Below are 20,963 nucleotides of genomic sequence, written 5' to 3' on the forward strand. Positions count from 1 at the left end.
GTGTAATTTTTCGTATTATAATGTGTTTGTATTTAAATTTTTGCTGCCATCCTGCTGTAAATAATATTTAAATGTATAGTACGGGGCAGGCCAATTGAGGTTGGTTACCGCCGCTGGATTTCCCTTATAGGCATTGATCAGCTGTAATTTGGCATATTTGCCATCGGGTAAGCGAATCGCATAGGTACGATTGGGAAGCGCCTGCATAATATGGGTGCTTAAACTATAGCGAAACCATCCATCCGAACCATCGGTTGCTGCCCAGCCAATTTTGTTGACTTCACTTTTATTAAACTCTTCATCCGAAGGGGCAACAGTGACACTCTGATAGGCTTGTCGTAGTAAAACAACAGCGGTATTATTTGCCTGGCCGCCATAACCCGGATTGTATTCATGCTGGGAATTGTTCAGATAGATCTCCGAATTGTAAGGACCTGTAAAGGCAATATCCCAATCTTTTGTTTTAAGCCACTGCGCAGAATCGGCTTTTGTTTTAACCCATATTTGCTTTTGGTCTTTAAAACGAAAAAGAAATATAAAAAATGGTCTTTGCTCTTTTCCTTCAGTACCTTCGCCCATGGCTGCATCGGTATCGCCAGCAAGATCTTTGATCAGAGTACTTTTGCCATCTTCCAATCCGATAGTATAATCTTTGTCTTTCCCGCAGGATACGAGTGTCAATAGCAATAGTGCTGAAAAAATACAACGGCCAATCTTGTGAAAGGAAAGCCAGATGCTACATTCTCCTATAATCATGCGAATCGTTCTCATCTTTTATCTTGTACTTGATGTGCTAAATTCTTGTTCATTAGTCCTTATTATTCTTTTATCCAACGGTAACTGACACCACCCATAATAACCCGTCCAGGCTGCCCGAGTAGATAACGGCTTGTAAAATTGAATAAGTTATCACCGATCAGGCGGAGGGTCAATCTCCTGTTCATTAGACTCTTTTCCACAGTCATATTCACGAGTGTGTGATAGGGAATAAAAATGTCGTATTTGTCAATAAACTGGTTGCCATTGTATTCCTGAAAAGGTGTGGCACTTCTGAAATTGACCCGCGCATTGACATTAACGCCCCAGGGTTTATATTCATATTGGGCTTTTGCGTTGAACATGTGTCTCGAACGGTCTTCAATACCCCAATAATCCGATTTTTTACTCTGGCGATATTCGCCTGTAGCGGGATCGTTGATCTGGTTATAGGGATAACTGCCCTTGGCAATACTATCCAATACACTCAGGTCTTTGGCAATCAGGTATTGATAGCCCATCGACAGTTGCAGATCTTTGGTTGCCTGATAGGTCAATGAAACTTCGAAACCTTTATTCATGGCTTTAGGCAGGTTGCGGTAGCTATAGATCTGTGCGACTTTGGTACCGTTACCTACACTAACTGTGTTGATCTGATTGTTGATCCGATGGTAGAAGACAGAGAAATCGGCCTGTAATCTCTTGGACGGGTTCCAGGTCAGTCCAAGATTATTTGAAATGCTGGTTTCGGCTTTAAGGTTGCCCGCCACCAAATTGAGCATATAGCTGTTTTTATAACTGAGTTCTCCGGCTTGATCCATGGCTGCAATTACATCGGCTACGCGTTCCGAACCGATCACAAGATAATTGGCTGCTGGATTGAAGAAGACCTGATAGCGCATTTTATAGTCGGGGGCTTTGAATCCTGCACCAACACCACCTTTGATCAAAAGTGTAGGACTGAGATGATATTGCAGGCCTAAACTCGGGCTGAGATGACCATTGTAGACATTCATCTGATCGTAGCGTAAGCCCAGCGTCGTTAATAAGCGGTCTACAGGTTTCCATTCGGTCTGCAAATAGGCGAATGCGCTGTTCAAAGAGCGTTTGGCATCCAGATCTTGGTTGTCCATCCGTTCAAGGCTACCACCTATACCGCCAGTAAGTTTAACCTGTTGTGCAGGGCTATACGCAAACTGCTGTTCAATGCGGTGTACATTCTGACCAAATTGCTCGGCGCTGGCAACAATACCTTGTTGCAACCATTGTGCGGCAATCTGGGAGTGGAAACGCGAGAAGTAGTAACGCGTCATACTACGCAGTCCAGACGCAAAATTATGGTCGTAACTTGCCGAGAGATTGATGTCCTGATCTTTTTGTTTATCCTGCAGTGTGGCCGATTCAGACCAGGCATTGATCATTTCAGATTCCCGGGCTGCATAACGCCCTGTCACGCCCAAAGTGCCATTTTTGCTTGTACGATAACGTACTCGCCCCTGGAAACTATAGTTGGTATAGGGCGGAAAAGTGGTGCTCTTGGAATCTAGGTATTGCTTGTCGGTATTAAAACCATCCGTGCGGTAGTAATTGCCCGAAAATACTGCGCTGCCGCGCTGATTAGCAAAAGGTGTCTCAGCTTCCAAAGTGGCATCGACGGTATTGAGACTGCCATAGAGGAGGGAAGCCTGTGCCTGTGGTGTGATAGCACCATGGCGTGTAATGATATTGATTGCACCACCTAATGCGTCACTGCCGTATAAGCAGGAGGAAGCTCCCTTGATGATCTCGATACGCTCAATATTGGTCACCGAAATACGGGACAGGTCAAAGTTGCCACTGTTGCGCCCCAGCATAGGTTGCCCATCGACCAGGACCATCACGTAGTTGCTGCTGAATCCCTGGATCTGCACACCGACAGCTCTGGAGCCTACGGCGATATCGTTCACAATGGCGATACCCGTCTGTTCTTTTAAAACCTCATCTAGCCGACGGCTGCCCATAAGCTCGATCTCGCGCTTGGTGATTACTTTAACGGGCATGGCTGCATTTTTGGCCTTAACGAGATTGTCTACAGCCTGCACTTTACCCTGCACATCAACTACATCCATCTGCCGTTCTTCAGCTTTTAACACAATGGTCAATTGCTGATTTTTGTCTTCCAAATCGATAACTTGACGGTACTGTTGATAACCCATGGCCTGTACCTTTAATTCGTAGCGCCCCGCATAGAGCTGGGTGAATTGAAATCTCCCTGCAGTATCTGTTTTAAAAGCATATTTATCTGGATAAAGATAGATAGTCGCATTGGCGACGCCTTTATTGGATTCGTTTTTCAATACACCGGAGATTTTCCATTTTTCCTGTGCTTGCACAGTGTAGATCTGGCAGGCGCAAAGGGCGATCAGGGTGCTTGTTCGAATAGGTGAGCTGCTTTTAAACACTATTTTTATTTTTAATAATTCTAAATAATGTTACAAAAAAAGGTAATCCTATTGGATTTTTCTCTATGCAAAATGTCATAAATTCTATTTAATCCGTTTTTTATGGACTGAAAAGTAGTTTGGATTTAGCTATATGTTGCTGTTTATTAAAGGTTTGTCAGGCTTTTTATGTTGAGGTATGCTGTTCTAAAAGAAATAATATAATTTGTATTTAGACTGATTATTGATTTGTTTTGTACTCAAGTTGAACGGCGAGAGGTAAAACCATTCCTGGTGATCTGCTATCGCCATAGTGGAGATAAAGAATTACAATGAGTAGATTTTATGTTATTATACTGTGTTTTTTGATGCAAATCGGTGGATGGGCAAGGGCACAGCAGAGAATCATTACGTTAAACAGTTCGTTGACCGAAACGATCTATGGACTGGGAATAGGTGAGCACATGGTCGCTACCGATGTGACAAGTATATCGCCCAAAGCAGCGGCGGCCTTGCCGAGGGTAAGCAAGAACCGTTCGGTATCGGCCGAAGGTTTATTATCTTTTAAGCCAAGCATCGTTATTGCGAATGAAGGCGATGTATCCAAATCGGTCATTCAGCAGATTCGTGCGGCTGGTGTGAAATTTGTCTCCATTAAACCAAACTATTCTGTTCCGGGTGCACTTCGTTACATTCAGGAGGTCGCAGACGCCGTCGGTGAATCTGCTGCCGGTAAAAATCTGGTTTCGCGAACAAAATTAAACCTGGATCATACCATGGAATTGGTGAAAAAGGAAAATCAGGGTAAAGCGGCACCCAAAGTATTGTTTTTATATGCCCGTGGTACGGGTACCATGAGTGTAGCGGGTAAAGGCAGTAGTCTGGATGCGATGATTAATCTGGCTGGTGGTAAAAACGCGGTTCAGGAATTTTCGGCTTTCAAACCCTATACAACGGAAGCGCTGGTGCAGGCCAATCCAGATATTGTGTTGCTATTTGATTTTGGCGCAAGTAGTCTTGGGGGGCAGGATGCTATCCTTAAATTGCCGGGGATGCGTATTACGAATGCGGGTAAAAACGAACGTATCTTGGTGATGAATGCCTCGCTGCTGGTCAATTTCAGTAATCGGCTGCCAGACGCAATCTTAGCATTGCACCGTGGATTTGGAGAAATGATGGATTCAAAATAAAGCCGGTGCAAAAGAAACAGAAATTTATCCTATTGACTTTGGGCCTGGTATTGGTTGTTGTCAGTATTGTTGCCTTGGGGATGGGGGCCTATCATATTCCGCCCGCTGATATCTTAACGATGTTGACGCAAAAATTGCACTTCGGAAGTGTGGGAGGTGTGCATAATATGCACGAAGATGTTCTTTTTGAGATTCGTATGCCGCGTCTTTTGCTCGGACTTTTGGTGGGTGCAGCATTGGGTATATCGGGTGCTGCGATTCAGGGTATATTCCGCAACCCCTTAGCGGAGCCCGGATTAATTGGCATTTCATCTGGAGCTTCTCTTTTTGCGGTACTGATCATTGCCTTTGAGACTTTTCTCTTTACCTCTTTGGCTGCTTGGATTGGGTATTATATATTGGCTTTTGGCGCTTTTGTGGGCGCTGGTTTGACGGCTTTTTTGGTTTACCGTATTGCCAGTAAAAATGGCCGCCCCAATGTGACGACGATGTTGTTGGCAGGTATTGCCATCAATGCCTTTGCGGGTGCGCTGACAGGTTTGATGACCTATATGTCTACAGAGCAACAGTTACGTACCATTACTTTTTGGATGCTGGGTAGTCTTGGTGGGGCTACTTGGGATAACTTAAGGGCTTTGGCGCCATTTATTTTGATCCCGGTGCTGATCTTACCCTTTTTTGGAAAGTCGCTGAATGCCTTTTCCCTCGGGGAGTTGCAGGCGGATCTTTTGGGTATGCGTACCGATCGCGTCAAACGCTGGGTGGTTGTTTTATCCACACTTGCTGTGGGAGCATCCGTTGCGGTATCGGGGATCATTGGTTTTGTGGGATTGATTGTTCCGCATACCGTTCGTCTGATGGGCGGGGCGGATCACCGATTTGTACTTCCTGGTTCATTGTTATTGGGGGCGTTGGTGCTGACGTTGGCAGACGTGATTGCCCGGGTTGCTGTTGCACCCATTGAATTGCCGATCGGCGTCATTACAGCTTTACTGGGTACACCGGTATTTTTGTATATTTTAATCAAAGATAAATAGCCTTTTGGCAGAGGCTTTAAAAATAATTGCATTATGCTACGTGTAGAGAAGATCAACTACGAAGTAAACGGACGAAAGCTCCTGAAGGATATCACCTTTCAGGTACGTAAAGGTGAAATTCTGGCAATCCTCGGAGCCAATGGCGCTGGTAAATCGACGCTGATGGGGGTGCTTTGTGGTGAAAAGAAGCCGGATTCGGGTGCTGTTCATCTCAATGGCAAGGCGCTATCGACATACGAACCTGCGGCTTTGGCGAAATGTAGGGCTTTACTGAGTCAACAGCAGCAGATGACATTGAGCTTTAAGGTAGAAGAGATCGTGCTGATGGGTCGGTATCCGCATTATAGGAATACGCCCAAACAACAGGACTATAAAATCGTGGCCGAAACCATGGAACTTTGTGGAGTATCTGCCTTTGCTGAACGGGATTTTTTGAGCCTTTCCGGCGGTGAGCAGCAGCGAGTTCATCTTGCACGTATCCTGGCGCAGATATGGGATAACCCAGATGCACTGTTGTTATTGGACGAACCTATTTCTGCATTGGATCTGCATTATCAGCAGAAAGTACTGGCCATTGCACGGGCACTTGCCCGAAAAGGATTTATGGTGGTGCTGATCGTGCATGACGTCAATTTTGCTGCCATGTATGCCGATCGAATTCTGATGCTCAAAAATGGCCGCAAGCTCTTTCATGGTACCCCAGTGGAAGTGTTGGCCCAAAAGGAGATCTATACGATCTTTTCGGTCGAGTCCAGTGTCATTATGAATCCAAGAACATTGAAACCTTATGTTCAGTTGGAGGAAATGGATATTGACTTGGATTAATCCTGTTATTTAGAAAGATTATAAATAATTTTAGAATACCATCTTATTTCGTTAATTTTAACTGCTTCAGGCTTATTTAGGATTTGTAATCATGTTGGTGAAAAGTAAAATAGTAGAGTTGGCAGATTGGCTTTTTGAAGAAGAAATTCCGGATGGCTATGTTCCCGACAAACCTTTGGTCGAAAATAGGATATCCATATCCAAAGATCCGGTCCATATGGAGAATTTCCAGCTATCGACTTCAGGATTGTTTATCTTGCATTCGAAAATGCAGTTTGATCGGCCAGTGCAGGTTCTTACGGAGATCGAGGGCGAGACCATAACCAGCCAGTTTATTTTCTTTAAGCCGACGGATAGCAAATTGCCTTACGGCATGAGCCGGCATAATATACGCTACATTCCCTCGGTCAAATCCATCCATGAAGTGGAACCCGGTATTGAGTATACTTATTTTATAGCCGTTATTTCCAAAGAGTATTATCTCAATCTGATCAAACGCGATTCGTTATTGCATCAGCAATTTGTGCATGAGATCGAAAAAGGCGAATACGTTTCCTTCTCCGAAGAAGATCTGATGGCGACCTATGAGATGCAGCATACCATAACCGAGCTGATTGAATCTAAAAAGAAAGGGGAGATCCGTCGACTACATACCGAGTCGCGTGTTGTTGAGCTGCTGATGTATCAGTTTGAGCAATACAATGAGAAAACGGAAAGCAATGATTCGCTCTTTCATGAGGAGGATGTGCAAAGGTTGGAGATGGCACGCCAGATTCTTGAACAGCGTATTGCCAATCCGCCGACGCAAAAAGAACTGGCCGCGGAGGTGTTGACCAGTGAAAGCAAATTGCGTAAGGACTTTAAGGAATATTTTTCAGTGACCATTCACGACTACCTTACACGAGTGCGGATGGAAAAAGCCAAAAGTTATCTGCTCGAAGATAAAATGACTGTCTATGAGGTGGCCTTGTTGACGGGCTATGGTCACCAGAATAATTTTAGCAGTGCTTTTAAAAAATATTACGGAATCTCTCCCGGGGAGCTCAAGATGTAATATAAACTGCTGCTTGGATTAGTTTCTTCTGATCGGGAAGATATGATCGTCCGAAATAGCATAACTTTGATATTGGGAAGACAGGTCTTTGCTGTCCAATCCCGTAAAAGTACTAAAAGCGGGAAGGATAATCTGATGAGTAGATACCAGAAAACAGGGTAAGCGAACCTTCCGTTTCGGTGGAATAACCAGGCTGATACCCGGATGGATATGTCCACTAATCCGAAATGAAGAGGAATCTGCTGCATCAGCGGGGTGATGTTTAAATTGGATCTGTTGCATTTCGAAAGCTTCTTTGTGATGCACTATACCGAAGCGAATGCCCATTTGTTGCGATAGGCGGTCGTGATTGCCTTTGACAAGATGAAGGTGGAGCTCAGGGTGGCGTTGTCTGAATGATTCCAGTAAAAGTACTTCCTGATTGATGCCGGCATGAATGAGATCGCCGACAACGATGACTTGCTTAGCTTGATAGTACGCTATTAGGGATTCTAATCGAGTAAGGTCCGTTATGGCAGTATCCATCGGGATAGCAATGCCATGCTTCCTGAAATGTGCCGCTTTGCCCAGATGTAGGTCAGATAAGATTAACGTTTTTTGGTCTTTCCAGTATATAGAGCGTTGTGTGTTAAGGGCTAATTCCTGTTTATTGAAGGTAATTGTTTGTTCTCCGATTTTCATTTTCTGCGCTTCTTTTTTTGAGCATTGGTCTTTTCCATGCGTTGAATCCGTTCAATCAAGGCTTCGCTCGACAGGGATTGCCGGAGGCTATCCACTTTTATCGGAAAGCTCAATGGCGTATACTCTTCGACAAAGGTATAACGTATTTTGCTCTGATTGATCCTTTCGAATGCGTTTATTAACCGATGTTCTTCCAGTTGCTGGTTGAACACTTCGGTAAAAGCCTGTTTGAGCAAAAGGTTAGTGGGATCGTGTTCCATCAGTACGCGGAAAATAATCCCTGATGAGGCCTGTAATGATTTGTTGTTTTGCTGGGTGCCCGGATAGTTCTGCACAACCAGTCCCGAGATGACAGCGATATCCCTAAATTTGCGGCTGGCCATTTCTGCCGAGTTAATACTACTGATCACATCTTCCATCAAATTGCTGCGGCTCAATACCTGTTCGAGCTGCATTTGACTGAGCTGAATTTGCTTATCGGAATAGAGTTCGAAGCCATAGTCGTTCATGGCCATGGAAAAGCTGATGGGGTACAACTTGCTAATGCGGTAGGCGACAAGCGCTGCCATGACTTCATGGATCAATCGGCCTTCCAAGGGGTAGAAAAATAGATGATGACCTTCTCTGGTTTTGATATGTTCGACGAGGAATTCCGCTTCACTTGGCACGGCTGAAAGTTCAGCCTGTTTTTTGATCAGTGGCGCCAGGAAATGAAGCTCTTTTTCACTGGAAGGAGCGCTGGCTGCTGCAGCCAATTTTTTTCTCAGGAAATGACTCAAGTTGGACGATAAGGGAAGTCTTCCACCGAGCCAGCTTGGAGTAATGGCTTTACCCGACGAATTTCTTACGAATACGGTCATTTCCTTGACCATCGCTACTTCGAGTATCCGCCCCGCAAGGATAAAGCGTTCACCTTTTTTTAGTTTGCTAATAAAATATTCTTCGATCATGCCGATGTAACCACCGGAGAGAAACTTCACGCGCATCATGGCATCACCGACAATGGCACCTATATTGAGTCTGTGAAGTAGTGCAAGACGACGGTTTTTGATGATCCATTTGCCATCTTCATCTTGGATAACCTTGTGAAATTCTTCGTAGCGTTTTCCAATTTTTCCACCCGCGGTAATAAAATACATACACCATTGCCATTCTTCCGTTTCCATGTAGTGAAAGGCATGGGTATTGGCGACGATTGCATGCAGTTCTTCCGAACGAAATCCACCGCCCAAGGCGATGGTTACCATGAATTGAACAAGCACATCGAAGGTCTGAACCATGGGATCCCGGTTTTCGATCGTCTGCGTTTTTACGGCCTCCTTCAAGGCGGCGACCTCGATGAGCTCCAGGGAATGTGTGGGGACGAAATAGATCGTGGACGTTTCAAATGGACTATGTCCACTTCTTCCAGCGCGTTGCATAAATCGAGCTACACCTTTACTGGAGCCAACCTGTATGACTGTATCTACAGGTTTGAAATCTACCCCTAAGTCCAAGGAGGAGGTTGACACGACCGCTTTAAGTTTGCCGCTGCTGAGATTGTCTTCGATCCATTCGCGGATATGGGCGTCAATGGAGCTGTGATGCAAGGCGATTTGTCCAGCAAAATCGGGGTGAGCCTGCAGCAGCAATTGGTACCACATCTCACTTTGGCTCCGTGTGTTGGTAAAGAGGATCGTACTTTTACTGGCAAGTATAATCGGGACGACCTGATCTACGAGGTTGCCGCCGAGATGCCCTGCCCAGGGAAGCAGTTCCACTGTGCTGGGGAATATCGGTTTGATGGCAATTTTCTTTTTCTCCTTGGCAACAATCTGGATACGTTTTGCAGCTTGTGGAAGCAAAACTTCCATCGCTTCTTCAAGGTTTCCGATGGTGGCTGTGATACCCCAAACGCGTAGGTTTTTTATATATGCTTTCAGAAAGGAAAGTGCCAGTTCGACCATTACGCCGCGTTTGTTGCCCATGAGCTCGTGCCACTCGTCAACCGTCACACATCGGAGATTTTTAAAATATTTATCGCGTTGTTTTTGAGCAAGCAGTAAATGCAGGCTTTCTGGAGTAACGAGTAAAACGTCAGGCATGGAGCGGGTTTGCTGCGCTTTGATCTTGGGATCGGTGTCACCATTACGCACCTGTACGATCCAGTCGAGTCCAATTTCGTCTATTGCTGTTTGCATGGCCCGCGCCAGATCTTTGGCCAAAGAGCGTAGGGGTGTAATCCAAAGGAGCTTTAGCCCCTTTTGATAGTGTTCCGGATGATTGAGGAAGTCCATCAGTACGGCCATAAAAAGGGAGAAAGTCTTCCCAAACCCTGTAGGCGCGATGACCAGCCCGCTATATCCTTGCGCATATTTTTCCCAGGCCTTGGTCTGGAAGCTAAAAGGGGCGTTTCCCTGCGATTTAAAATAATCACTGATTATTCGAAAACCGTCACTATATGCTATTTTTTCGTTCAATGTGTATGAAGCTATGCCTTATTGTATCAACTTTTTAATATCTTCAAGACTATCGATCTCTGCGGCGGTCTTGTCTTTTCGCCAGCGTAATATCCTCGGAAAACGTAGCGCGACACCCGATTTATGACGTTTGCTGTATCCAATGCCTTCAAAGGCAATTTCAAAAACTAGTTCAGGTTTAACGGTTCTTACGGGGCCGAATTTCTCTAAAGAATTTTGTTTTACAAAGCGGCTAACTTCTAGAATTTCCTTGTCTGTAAGACCTGAATAGGCTTTTGCGATCGTTACAAGCTGATCGTCATCCTTTACGGCAAAAGTATAATCGGTATAATGGGCACTTCGGCGGCCACTTCCTTTCTGTGCATAAATGAGGACAGCGTCTATACTCATGGGGTTTACCTTCCATTTCCACCAGTCGCCTTTTTTGCGGCCGGCATGATAAGCGGAGTCCTTTTTCTTGAGCATAAGTCCTTCGCTGTTGACCTCGCGCGAGTTTGCCTGAATGTCTTGTAGCGCGGACCAATCTGCTGCATGTATCAAAGGTGACAGCTCTAAAGCACCTGGAGGATTTGCAGCATAACACTGTTCTAGCAGTGTACGTCTGTAATTAAGAGGCTTATCGCTCAGATCGATGCCATCCAGTTCGACAATATCATAAAGGTAGACTGAAATAGGTACTTCTTCACGCAGTGACTTTGGAATGGTCTTTCGGTTGATTCGTTTTTGCAGTTCGGAAAAGTTGAGGACACCGCCGTCTCTGACAGCTAGGATTTCGCCATCAAGCACAAAATTTCCTTTCCACTGATGGAGGGCCTCGGTAATTTCAGGGAACTGCGCTGTCACGAGTTCCTCTCCGCGAGACCAGATATGTATTTCATCTTCGCGCTTGATGAGCTGGCCACGTATACCGTCCCATTTGTATTCTGCCTGCCATTCGTTGAGAGAGCCTAGGTCTTCGGGGGCCTTTTCTAAAGGATAAGCAAGGCAGAATGGATAAGGTTTGGAGCGGTTGGTATCGCTGTAAGCGCCATTGACGAGTTTGTCGAATTCTACCGCATGCGGATTCCATTCGCCCATGATACTATGCGCTACAGCGCTTGCTTCACTGTTGGTATACTGCGCGATTGTATTGATTAATCCCTTATCGGAAACACCTAACCTGAAGCTGCCGCCGAGCAGTTTATTGAAAATGAAACGCTCTACGGTATTTAGTGCATTCCAGGAACGGAGAACAAAAGCCTTTTTTTGGGCTATACTGTCATCCCGGATGGCAATGATCTCGTCCATCCATTCACTCAGGCTTTTTTCGATCTGCTGTGATGGTGGTGGGAGCAGCAACGATAAGGTCTCGGCCAGATCACCTACGGCAGCATACGATTCTATAAATAACCATTCGGGGACTCCGGTGATTTCTAAGGCCCATGTTTTGAGATTCTTGATCGCGATGCTGCGTTTTGGTCTTTTGCCGGTCATCAGGGCAAGAAACCAAAGTTTGTCTTTTTCGGGAGCCTGGTTGAAAAAAGTTAAAATAGCTTCTTTTTTCGAATTGGTCTTATTGCTGCTGTCAAGCGCATGGATCAATGTAGCAAATTCTTTCATATGCTATTCTGTAGTTTGGCTTTGAGGGTCCTCTTCATCTCCGTATTGCGTTTTAACTTCTTCGGCCTCAATACCGATTTCATTCAGATATTTGGCAAATGTTGCTGTCTGTCCGTGTGTGACATATACTTTTTCGGCAGCGCTACCACGTACCGCCTGCAATAAGCCCTGCCAGTCGGCATGATCGCTGATCGCAAAGCCGGCATCAGCGCTGCGCCATCGCCTTGCCCCACGGATTTGCATCCATCCGGAGCAGATCGCATGGGCAACATGCGGTATTTTCTGTAGAAGCTGGCTGTCCAGCAGAGCAGGCGGTAGCAGCACAATTTGATTGTCAAGCTGTTTGAGCTCCGATTTTAAATCGGCGATGCGGTAATTTGGCAATTTTATACCTGCCTGACTATAGGCTTCGTTCAGCTTGGCAATGCTGTAATGAACGTACACGGGACCCATCTCATGAACAGCGTTGAGAATGCGCTGCGATTTTCCAAGGGAATAACCGATAAACACAGAGGTTTTGTTGTTGCTCTGATTGGTTTTAATCCATGTCTGTAGGCTTTCATTTTGCGCTTCTACGGAATCCCAACGGTAAATAGGGAGGCCGAATGTACTTTCTGTAATAAGTTGATGGCACTTTATGGGTTCGAACGGCGTAGATAAACCATCGTCCTGAATCTTGTAATCGCCCGTAAAGACGACAACTTTACCTTTATGTTCCAGGCGTATCTGTGCAGAGCCAATGATATGGCCAGCTGGATGTAAGGAGACCCTGACTCCATTGATGTACACCGCTTCGTTGTAGCTAAGACCTTGAACCTGAATGTCTGGACCTATGCGACTTCGTAGGATATTGACCGTAAAATGGTGGCATAAGTATTTCTTCATTCCCCAATGGGCATGATCTGCGTGACCATGGGAGATGACTGCCAAATCAACTGGTTGCCATGGATCAAGATAAAACTTGCCCGGAACACAGTAAATACCTTTTGATGTAAAACTTATCATTATTCATTAAAACAGGGTTTCGTGGGCTAAAGTTTTACTTATTTGCTGTCTTTTCAATTTACTGTTGTCTTTGCGTATTAATGTTGGGGGTATTCAGTTAATTTTTTTAGATTTGTTAACCTTGATGCTAAGTTTTAATACACTATGATATTAATTGTCGATGATAATCCGGATAATATTTACTCTTTACAAAAATTGCTGGAATCCAAGAATTTTAAAGTTGATACCGCTCATTCTGGGGAAGAAGCTTTAAAAAAGATCCTAAAAAATAATTATGCATTAATCATATTGGATGTTCAAATGCCGGATATGGACGGCTTTGAAGTCGCCGAGAATATCGCCGGTTTTAGTAAGACAAAGGAAACACCGATCATATTTTTGTCTGCGGTCAATACAGATAAAAAATTTATTACGAAAGGCTATGATTCCGGTGGTTTGGATTATGTCACCAAACCTGTTGATCCGGATATTCTAATGCTGAAAGTCAAGACGTTTTATCGCCTTTATGAGCAGACGCAGGCATTGAAAGATGTTCAGCAGACCTTGGAGCTTGAAGTAGAACGACGAAAGCAGGCACAAAAGGAGCTTCGGTCTAAGTTGGACTATTTACATACGCTTTTGGAGTCGCTTCCTCAAATTGCATTTACTTGTGACAAGAGCGGCAATATTGATTTTGTCAATGGCCGCTGGTTTGAATTTTCTGATGATGCCACTATTTTTCCGCAGACTTACCCGGGTGACCGGCCTATCGCTGCCGCGCTTCACGGTAGCCTTCAGTCAGGTGAACCATTGGAGATGGAAGTCCGTTTGAAAAAGACCCATTGTGGAGAGTATTCATACCAATTGTTGCGGGTGTGGCCAATCTTGCAAAATAGTGAAAGCAACTGGATAGGAACTTTCACCGATATTGACGCACAAAAGCGGGCGGAAAAAGAGAAAGATGAGTTTCTGAGTATTGCCAGTCATGAGTTGAAAACACCGTTGACAAGTATAAAGGCCTATATGCAATTGCTTGACCGCAAGTTGAAACTGGAAGAGGAAAGTGCTGAAGCAAGGTATGTTCATCGGGTGCAAGGACAAATAGATAAACTCAACAGCCTTATATCGGATCTTTTGGATCTATCAAAAATTGACAATGGGAAGTTGCTTATCAATAAAAAAGTATTCTCACTTGAGCATATGGTAAAAAGTGCGGTTGATTCCATTATTCAGACGCATGACCAAAGCAGCATGAAGCTTATTCGAACCGGTGATATCACAGCGGTACAAATATACGGTGATGAGATCCGTCTTGAGCAGGTATTGGTTAATTTCTTGACGAATGCATACAAATATGCGGCGGGCACGGAAAAAGTCATTGTAGATTGTACGGTTGTCGACGATGCTGTGAAGATCAGTGTAATCGACTTCGGCATTGGGATACCCGTGGAAAAGCAAGCCGATGTTTTTGAGAAATTTTATCGTGTGGAAGAAACATCATTTGACTTTCAGGGACTCGGGATAGGCCTTTACATCTGCGCCGAAATTATACGAAGCCATCAGGGAACGATTGGTGTAGAGAGTTCGGGTGAGCGTGGTGCAACCTTCTATTTTACCTTACCCTTAAATTAATTTAAGAATGCCAAATAGTAAGACAATCAATAATCTAACGTGGGGGATCGGTTTTTCATTGGTCGTGCTGCTTATTAGTTCTACAGCATCCTACATTGGTATACAGGAGCAAAATAGGCATCGCCAGGAGCTTGCGGTAACAAGAAAAATAATCAGCACTTCAACTAGTTTACTAGCTTCGTTACAAGGTGCTGAAACTGGAAACCGGGGCTTTCTTCTGACTGGTAAAGAAAGCTATTTAGAGCCTTTTAATAATGCCTTGGAAAGTTTGCCCAAAGAATTGCAGGAGATAGAAGCCCTCACCAAGCAGGATCCGGTGCAGAAGGTTCGAGTAGACAGTCTAGTAATTGCAGCAAAATGGCGGCTCGACATTTTAAAGGAATCAGTTGCAACGAAGAGAAGGGGCGGCGTATTCGGCTTAGCACAATTGGATGAGAGTAAAATGGCTATGGATAAGTGCCGTGCAATTATCAAGGATATTAATCAGTATGAGGACGATAATATCGATAGGAAATCGGCTAATTTGGATAATTCTTCGTTTATCACAACCTTGTTTATTGTTATCAGTGCCTTACTTTCTCTTATTATTACCAGCTATTTTTATTTTAGGTTACGTGCCGACTTCTTGAAGCGTGCAGCACTCGAGAAATCATTACGTGAGAAGGATGAAGGTATTTCTAGGCGCTTAAATTTGGTTCAGAAGATTACCAATCGAATCGCATTGGGGGATTATGATGTCAAGGCAGAGGAGGTCGGAGACGATGATCTCGGTGAAATTGCGAAAGCCGTCAATAGGATGTCGAAGGCGTTGAAAAAATCATTTGAACAGCTAACAGATAATGATTGGCTTCATGCTGGATATGCCAAACTTTACACTGGATTGATGGGAAATAAGAGTGAGCAAACAATTGCTGCAGATTCCATCAAAAGTCTTGTGGATTATACCGGTGCTATCAGTGGCGCGATCTATATTTTTAACGATGACAAGTTGGAACTTTCAGGAGCATATGGTTTGGATACGCAGACACAGCGATATTTTTTGCCGGGAGAAGGCTATATTGGGCAGGTATTTGTTGACCGGGAATCTAAGACACTTCATAATCTGAATGCAACGGATTACGTGGTTAGTTTTGCCAATGGAAAGATCCATGTGCAGCATATTATTTTCTTACCGATGCTGGTTGATGATCAAGTCCTGGGCGTATTGGAAGTTGGTCAGATGGATAGTTTTACTACGGTAGAACAGACATTTTTGAATGAATGTGCCCGACAGATTGGGATTGCACTAGTTTCAGCAAAAGGAAGGGCAAAAATCCAGACATTGCTGGAGGAAACACAGGTACAGTCTGAAGAGCTATTAACACAACATGCCGAGCTTGAAAGTTTAAATACTGAATTGGAGGCGCAAACATTGCGTTTGCAGTCTTCAGAGGAAGAGCTTAAAGTACAACATGAGGAACTGATGCAATCCAATCAAGAATTAGAGGAACGCTCGCGATTGCTTGAAGATAAGAACTTAATGATTGCCGAACGGAATCAGGAAATTCAACAGAAAGCCGAAGAGTTGGCGTTGAGTACTAAATATAAATCCGAGTTTTTGGCTAATATGTCCCATGAACTCCGTACACCGCTCAACTCGATATTACTGCTATCGCGTTTGCTATCGGAGAATGTAGAGGAAAACTTAAATTCAGATCAGATTGAATCTGCTAAAGTCATTCTAAGTTCGGGAACGAGTTTATTGACGTTGATCGATGAGATTCTGGATCTTTCCAAAATTGAATCGGGTAAGATGACCTTGGATTATGCCTCGTTGGATCTAAATGATATTTTGTCGGATTTGAATAGTTTGTTTTTGCCGATTGTACAGGAAAAAGGCTTGATTCTAAAAACGAATATCAGTGATAAGGTAAACCAGAGATTTCAGGGAGATCGGCTTCGCATCGATCAGGTACTCCGTAATTTGATTTCAAATGCGATAAAATTTACCAAAGAAGGCGAAGTACGTCTGGAAATCTATGAAGATCCAAGTGATCGCGATCGATTGGTATTTGCTGTAGTCGATTCGGGTATTGGTATACCACTTGAAAAGCAGAAAATTATTTTTGAAGCCTTCCAACAAGCTGATGGCTCAACGAGGCGGAAGTTTGGCGGTACTGGCCTAGGACTTTCTATTAGCCGGGAGATTGCACGTTTGCTTGGTGGAGAGATCAGGTTGGAAAGCGAAGTGGGTAAAGGTAGTACCTTTTTGTTCATTATTCCGAAGTCCAAAGTTGAAGTCAAAGAGATATTGACGAAGGAGCAGCAATTGGTTGAGGAGATATCTTCGGAAGTAGAAGAGGTGATTGAGATTGTTAAAGAAGATACCTATAATCCAGTCACAATTAGGATCCCCGAGGAGATTCCAGATGATCGAGATACGGTTGCAGAGGGAGACAAGGTGATTTTGATTGTGGAGGATGATGTTAATTTTGCCAAGGCACTCTTGAAATATACACATACACAAAACTATAAAGGTGTAGTTGTTGTTCGTGGTGATCATGCACTCCCTGCAGCACAGAAGTATCATCCAGTTGCTATTCTGCTCGATATTCAATTGCCAATCATGGACGGATGGGCTGTCATGGATCAATTGAAGGGCAATAAGGCTACGCGGCACATTCCGGTTCATATCATGTCTTCGCTTGAGGTGAAGAAAGAAAGTTTATTAAAAGGAGCAATCGACTTTATTAATAAGCCTGTTGCGTTGGAGCAAATGACTTCGGTATTCCAAAAAATTGAATCGGCCTTAAGCCGTTCACCGAAGAAGGTACTTATTGTTGAAGAAAATCCAAAGCATGCCAGTGCACTGTCTTATTTCTTAAGTAGTTTTAATATATCACTTGAAGTAAAAGATAATGTAGAGGAAAGTATTACTGCTTTACGCACGGCAGATGTGGACTGTGTGATTCTGGACATGGGGGTTCCTGATGAAATGGGCTACCATACGTTAGAAGCAATCAAACAACATGAGGGATTAGAGAACCTGCCGATCATTATCTTTACAGGCAAGAACCTGTCTAAGGCTGAAGAGTTGAAAATTAAGAAATACGCAGACTCCGTTGTTGTAAAGACGGCCCATTCTTATCAACGGATTCTAGATGAGGTCGGCTTGTTTCTTCATTTGATTGAGGTTAATAATTCAGACGACGCCAGAAGGAATAACAATGGGCTTGGAGCTTTGACCGATGTATTGAAGGGCAAGAAGGTCCTTGTTGCTGACGATGACGTCAGGAACATCTTTTCAATAACCAAAGCATTGGAGAAATTTCAAGTAAAAGTAATTCCTGCAATGGACGGTAAAGAAGCGTTGGAAGTATTGACATCAGGAGAACCTATTGATATTGTATTGATGGATATGATGATGCCAGAGATGGATGGCTATGAGACTATTAAGAATATCAGGCAACATGTTGATTATGCAAGATTACCAATCATCGCTGTTACGGCGAAGTCGATGATCGGCGACCGAGAAAAATGTATTCAGGCAGGAGCTTCGGATTATATCTCGAAGCCGGTAGATATCGATCAGCTCTTGTCTTTATTGCGTGTGTGGTTATATGAAAATTGAGGACAACTGATATATGGATCAGAATAAGGTAATATTAATTGTGGACGACGATCAACGCAATATTTTTGCATTGCGTTTGACGTTGAAAGCGAAGGGATATCAAGTATTGAGCAGCACGAGTGCGAGCGAGGCTATCGAGATCTTGGAGACGAATAAAGGTGTAGCGCTGATATTGATGGATATGATGATGCCTGAAATCGATGGCTATGAGGCGATTCAGCTGATCCGCAATTCGAGTTTGCTGGGCAAAATTCCAGTTATTGCCGTGACAGCGCAAGCGATGAGTGGAGACCGGGAGAAATGCTTGGAAGCTGGAGCCCAGTCGTATGTCTCGAAGCCGATTGATGTCGATAAATTGATGGGTGAAATTGAACGGTTAATCTAAATGTTGGGCTATAGTATCATAAAAGACCATGAAATAGATATTTTGCTTGAAGATATCTATCGCGACTACGGGTATGATTTTTTGCAGTATAGCCGTGCATCGATGAAGCGGAGGATTAATCGGCTTATGACGAATGACCGTTTGGCAAGTTTTGCTGAACTTCGTTTTGTATTAAAAGACAACCCGGCATTTTTGCAGCATTTTGTTGAAGAGATTACTGTTAACTTGACCGAGATGTTTCGAGATCCCTTATTCTTTCGTCAACTGCGGGAGGAAATTCTCCCTCAATTGGGGACATATCCATTGATCCGTGTATGGGTTGCAGGATGCTCCACGGGAGAGGAAGCTTATTCGATGTCCATTTTGCTAAAAGAGGCTAATCTGTATCACAAGTCATTGATCTATGCAACGGATATTAATCCTCGGGTACTCGATATTGCCCGAAATGGTGTATATCCATTGAGCCAGATAAAATCTTTTTCCGAAAATTATATAGAATCTGGAGGAAAACAGGACTTTTCGAAATATTACACAGCAAATTATGAATGGGCAAAATTCGATGCCGATCTTAAGCAAAAAATGATTTTATCTACCCATAATCTGGTGTCAGACACATCATTTAATAGCTTTCAATTAATCCTTTGTCGGAATGTTTTGATCTATTTTAATAAAGATTTGCAGGAGCGTGTTTTTAAATTATTTGACGCGAGTCTAGAAAATTTAGGATATTTGGCATTAGGTAGTAAAGAAACCATACGATTTTCAGGTATTCAGCATAACTTTACAGCTGTAGGGGATCAAAAGATTTGGAAAAAACTTTATACCTTATAGGGGATTGCAGGAAGGCATGAAAGTTTTGTGCCTCATGTAAAACAATGACGGTATATATAAACTATTTTATATGAGTAAAACAAAAACGGTGTTGATATTTGAGGACGATACCATTATTTTGGAGGTTATAACGGTTGTTTTGACAGATTTGGGGTTTCACGTTGAAGTTTCCGAAACTTCACATGATATTATCCAAAAGGTGGAATCTGCAGAGCCCGATCTTGTTTTAATGGATAACTGGATTCCAAACATCGGTGGGGTTGAAGCAACCAGATTGCTTAAATCAGATCAGCGTTTTAGCCATATTCCCGTAATTTACGTGTCGGCAAATAACGATATTCAATCCCTGGCAGATCGTGCCGGAGCGGATGATTTTCTATCTAAACCTTTTGATTTGGAAGATTTGGAAAATATTGTCAATAAATATATTGTATAGATCAATTTAAGGTTAGACTTAAAGGCTGCAAATCTCAGATTCTCGCAGGTTAGTTTAGTCGATGGAAGTATGCTGGTCTATGCCAGCATCAATTAGCTTTTGATCTATTATGTATTTGGTAAAAATGTATCGGTGATCTGACTACCAGGTATTTAGACCTTCCTGTAAAATAGTGTTATAGGTCTCCACGTTGAATTTATAGAGATCAGGAGCTTTATGGGCTCCGCCTTTCCGCTGTTCGTCAAGTTTTTGGAGGATACCCATATTTTTCATTTTACGATAAAAATTGCCACGATTAAGTTTCTTACCAAGCACTGTTTCATAGAGTCCTTGCAGGTCCGTCAGCGTAAACTTGTCTTGTAGCAAATTGTATCCTATTGGTTTATAAGAAAGCCGCTCGCGAAGAGTCCGGAGAGCCTTGTTGATGATTTTGCGATGATCCATGGTGATATTGAGCTCAGTGATGTCCCTAAAGTCGATCCACTGACAAGTCTCACTTAAGGAATCAGGTTGAGGAATTACGTGTTTGTAGTTTACCAGCGCGTAATAACCAATTGAAATAAATCGCTGTTTGTTCCACAATGTGTCTGGGTAATCTGCAAAGGATTGCTGGCTGCGCTGTGGGCATCCAAATACCGCAAATTCTTCCAAGAATATATCCTTCACACCTGAGCGTTCATAAAGTACGCGTTTGACCGCCTCGTCCGTATCTTCCTCTTTCCCTACATAGCCACCTGGCAGAAACCATTCTTTATTATAATTCATTTTTAGCAAAAGGATTCTCAAGGAACCTTGGTCGAAGCCAAAGACGACGGTATCCACAGAAATGTGAGGTAGAAATTTTTCATAGCTCTCTGCTGATGCGTTAATTAGCTGTGTTCTGAAATCCATATAACTGCTGTTTTTGGGTTAATATTACAAAAAAATATCGCAATGGGAGGTAAGTTGCCGGATAAAACTCGAACAATTCCTTATGCAAAAATTACATAAGGTGCTTTTTTGATAAATCAATTTACTGGTAATTAATTGTTTGTGTTATTTTGTCACATCTGTCCTAAATAAAT

At 43.4% G+C, this 20,963-nt stretch carries 16 protein-coding genes; 9 read left to right on the plus strand and 7 right to left on the minus strand.

The window, feature by feature from the left end; genetic code table 11:
• Positions 1-15: 15 nt before the first annotated feature.
• Complete coding sequence (locus B3297_RS01970; protein WP_286775391.1) at positions 16-771, minus strand: HmuY family protein; 756 nt, start codon at positions 769-771, stop codon at positions 16-18.
• A 47-nt stretch (positions 772-818) separates the two neighbouring features.
• Entirely contained in the window at positions 819-3,197 is a 2,379-nt protein-coding gene (locus B3297_RS01975; protein ID WP_286778341.1) for a TonB-dependent receptor, read from the minus strand.
• Positions 3,198-3,508: 311 nt separating this feature from the next.
• Between B3297_RS01975 and B3297_RS01980 the strand changes: the two genes are divergently transcribed.
• From B3297_RS01980 to B3297_RS01995, 4 genes are all read left to right on the plus strand, one after another.
• On the plus strand, positions 3,509-4,366 hold the full coding sequence (locus B3297_RS01980; RefSeq protein WP_286775393.1) for a heme/hemin ABC transporter substrate-binding protein: 858 nt from the start codon (positions 3,509-3,511) through the stop codon (positions 4,364-4,366).
• 5 nt (positions 4,367-4,371) lie between these two features.
• Entirely contained in the window at positions 4,372-5,403 is a 1,032-nt protein-coding gene (locus tag B3297_RS01985) for a FecCD family ABC transporter permease (protein WP_286727594.1), read from the plus strand.
• A gap of 33 nt (positions 5,404-5,436) precedes the next feature.
• On the plus strand, positions 5,437-6,228 hold the full coding sequence (locus B3297_RS01990; RefSeq protein WP_115048475.1) for a heme ABC transporter ATP-binding protein: 792 nt from the start codon (positions 5,437-5,439) through the stop codon (positions 6,226-6,228).
• Between the two features lie 91 nt (positions 6,229-6,319).
• Entirely contained in the window at positions 6,320-7,282 is a 963-nt protein-coding gene (locus B3297_RS01995) for a helix-turn-helix transcriptional regulator (RefSeq protein WP_115048478.1), read from the plus strand.
• Between the two features lie 18 nt (positions 7,283-7,300).
• Here the strand turns inward: B3297_RS01995 and pdeM are convergent, their stop codons facing one another.
• From pdeM to B3297_RS02015, 4 genes are read right to left on the minus strand one after another with little or no spacing between them, the layout of a single operon-like run.
• On the minus strand, positions 7,301-7,963 hold the full coding sequence (gene pdeM / locus B3297_RS02000; RefSeq protein ID WP_286727592.1) for a ligase-associated DNA damage response endonuclease PdeM: 663 nt from the start codon (positions 7,961-7,963) through the stop codon (positions 7,301-7,303).
• Positions 7,960-10,422, minus strand: coding sequence for a ligase-associated DNA damage response DEXH box helicase (locus B3297_RS02005; RefSeq protein ID WP_286727591.1), 2,463 nt, complete (start codon positions 10,420-10,422; stop codon positions 7,960-7,962). Before B3297_RS02005 ends, pdeM begins: the two co-directional genes overlap by 4 nt.
• A gap of 18 nt (positions 10,423-10,440) precedes the next feature.
• Complete coding sequence (locus B3297_RS02010; protein WP_286778342.1) at positions 10,441-12,021, minus strand: ATP-dependent DNA ligase; 1,581 nt, start codon at positions 12,019-12,021, stop codon at positions 10,441-10,443.
• A gap of 3 nt (positions 12,022-12,024) precedes the next feature.
• A complete protein-coding gene (locus B3297_RS02015; protein WP_115048484.1) occupies positions 12,025-13,026 on the minus strand; it encodes a ligase-associated DNA damage response exonuclease in 1,002 nt (333 codons plus the stop codon).
• Positions 13,027-13,170: 144 nt separating this feature from the next.
• Between B3297_RS02015 and B3297_RS02020 the strand changes: the two genes are divergently transcribed.
• The 5 genes from B3297_RS02020 to B3297_RS02040 all read left to right on the plus strand — a co-directional run bounded on the left by B3297_RS02020 (position 13,171) and on the right by B3297_RS02040 (position 19,899).
• Complete coding sequence (locus B3297_RS02020; protein ID WP_070566465.1) at positions 13,171-14,637, plus strand: response regulator; 1,467 nt, start codon at positions 13,171-13,173, stop codon at positions 14,635-14,637.
• Between the two features lie 7 nt (positions 14,638-14,644).
• Complete coding sequence (locus tag B3297_RS02025; protein ID WP_286775397.1) at positions 14,645-18,247, plus strand: response regulator; 3,603 nt, start codon at positions 14,645-14,647, stop codon at positions 18,245-18,247.
• Positions 18,248-18,260: 13 nt separating this feature from the next.
• Positions 18,261-18,632, plus strand: coding sequence for a response regulator (locus tag B3297_RS02030; protein ID WP_046676428.1), 372 nt, complete (start codon positions 18,261-18,263; stop codon positions 18,630-18,632).
• Positions 18,633-19,463, plus strand: a complete 831-nt coding sequence (locus B3297_RS02035) for a CheR family methyltransferase (protein ID WP_070566461.1) — start codon at positions 18,633-18,635, stop codon at positions 19,461-19,463. It abuts the gene before it with no gap.
• 70 nt (positions 19,464-19,533) lie between these two features.
• Positions 19,534-19,899, plus strand: coding sequence for a response regulator (locus B3297_RS02040; protein WP_070566459.1), 366 nt, complete (start codon positions 19,534-19,536; stop codon positions 19,897-19,899).
• Positions 19,900-20,040: 141 nt separating this feature from the next.
• Here B3297_RS02040 and B3297_RS02045 read toward each other — a convergent pair whose 3' ends face one another.
• Complete coding sequence (locus B3297_RS02045) at positions 20,041-20,790, minus strand: NUDIX hydrolase (protein ID WP_070566457.1); 750 nt, start codon at positions 20,788-20,790, stop codon at positions 20,041-20,043.
• Positions 20,791-20,963 lie beyond the last annotated feature (173 nt).

This window comes from Sphingobacterium sp. UBA3519 (assembly GCF_002377215.1).
Lineage (GTDB): Bacteria > Bacteroidota > Bacteroidia > Sphingobacteriales > Sphingobacteriaceae > Sphingobacterium > Sphingobacterium multivorum.

Bases quoted from the DNA above. Each gene is read 5' to 3' on its own strand.
- B3297_RS01970 (WP_286775391.1), bottom strand. From the start codon at position 771: ATGAGAACGATTCGCATGATTATAGGAGAATGTAGCATCTGGCTTTCC.
- B3297_RS02020 (WP_070566465.1), top strand. From the start codon at position 13,171: ATGATATTAATTGTCGATGATAATCCGGATAATATTTACTCTTTACAA.
- B3297_RS01990 (WP_115048475.1), top strand. From the start codon at position 5,437: ATGCTACGTGTAGAGAAGATCAACTACGAAGTAAACGGACGAAAGCTC.
- B3297_RS02045 (WP_070566457.1), bottom strand. From the start codon at position 20,790: ATGGATTTCAGAACACAGCTAATTAACGCATCAGCAGAGAGCTATGAA.
- B3297_RS01995 (WP_115048478.1), top strand. From the start codon at position 6,320: ATGTTGGTGAAAAGTAAAATAGTAGAGTTGGCAGATTGGCTTTTTGAA.
- pdeM (WP_286727592.1), bottom strand. From the start codon at position 7,963: ATGAAAATCGGAGAACAAACAATTACCTTCAATAAACAGGAATTAGCC.
- B3297_RS02035 (WP_070566461.1), top strand. From the start codon at position 18,633: ATGTTGGGCTATAGTATCATAAAAGACCATGAAATAGATATTTTGCTT.
- B3297_RS02010 (WP_286778342.1), bottom strand. From the start codon at position 12,021: ATGAAAGAATTTGCTACATTGATCCATGCGCTTGACAGCAGCAATAAG.
- B3297_RS01980 (WP_286775393.1), top strand. From the start codon at position 3,509: ATGAGTAGATTTTATGTTATTATACTGTGTTTTTTGATGCAAATCGGT.
- B3297_RS02015 (WP_115048484.1), bottom strand. From the start codon at position 13,026: ATGATAAGTTTTACATCAAAAGGTATTTACTGTGTTCCGGGCAAGTTT.
- B3297_RS02040 (WP_070566459.1), top strand. From the start codon at position 19,534: ATGAGTAAAACAAAAACGGTGTTGATATTTGAGGACGATACCATTATT.
- B3297_RS02025 (WP_286775397.1), top strand. From the start codon at position 14,645: ATGCCAAATAGTAAGACAATCAATAATCTAACGTGGGGGATCGGTTTT.
- B3297_RS02030 (WP_046676428.1), top strand. From the start codon at position 18,261: ATGGATCAGAATAAGGTAATATTAATTGTGGACGACGATCAACGCAAT.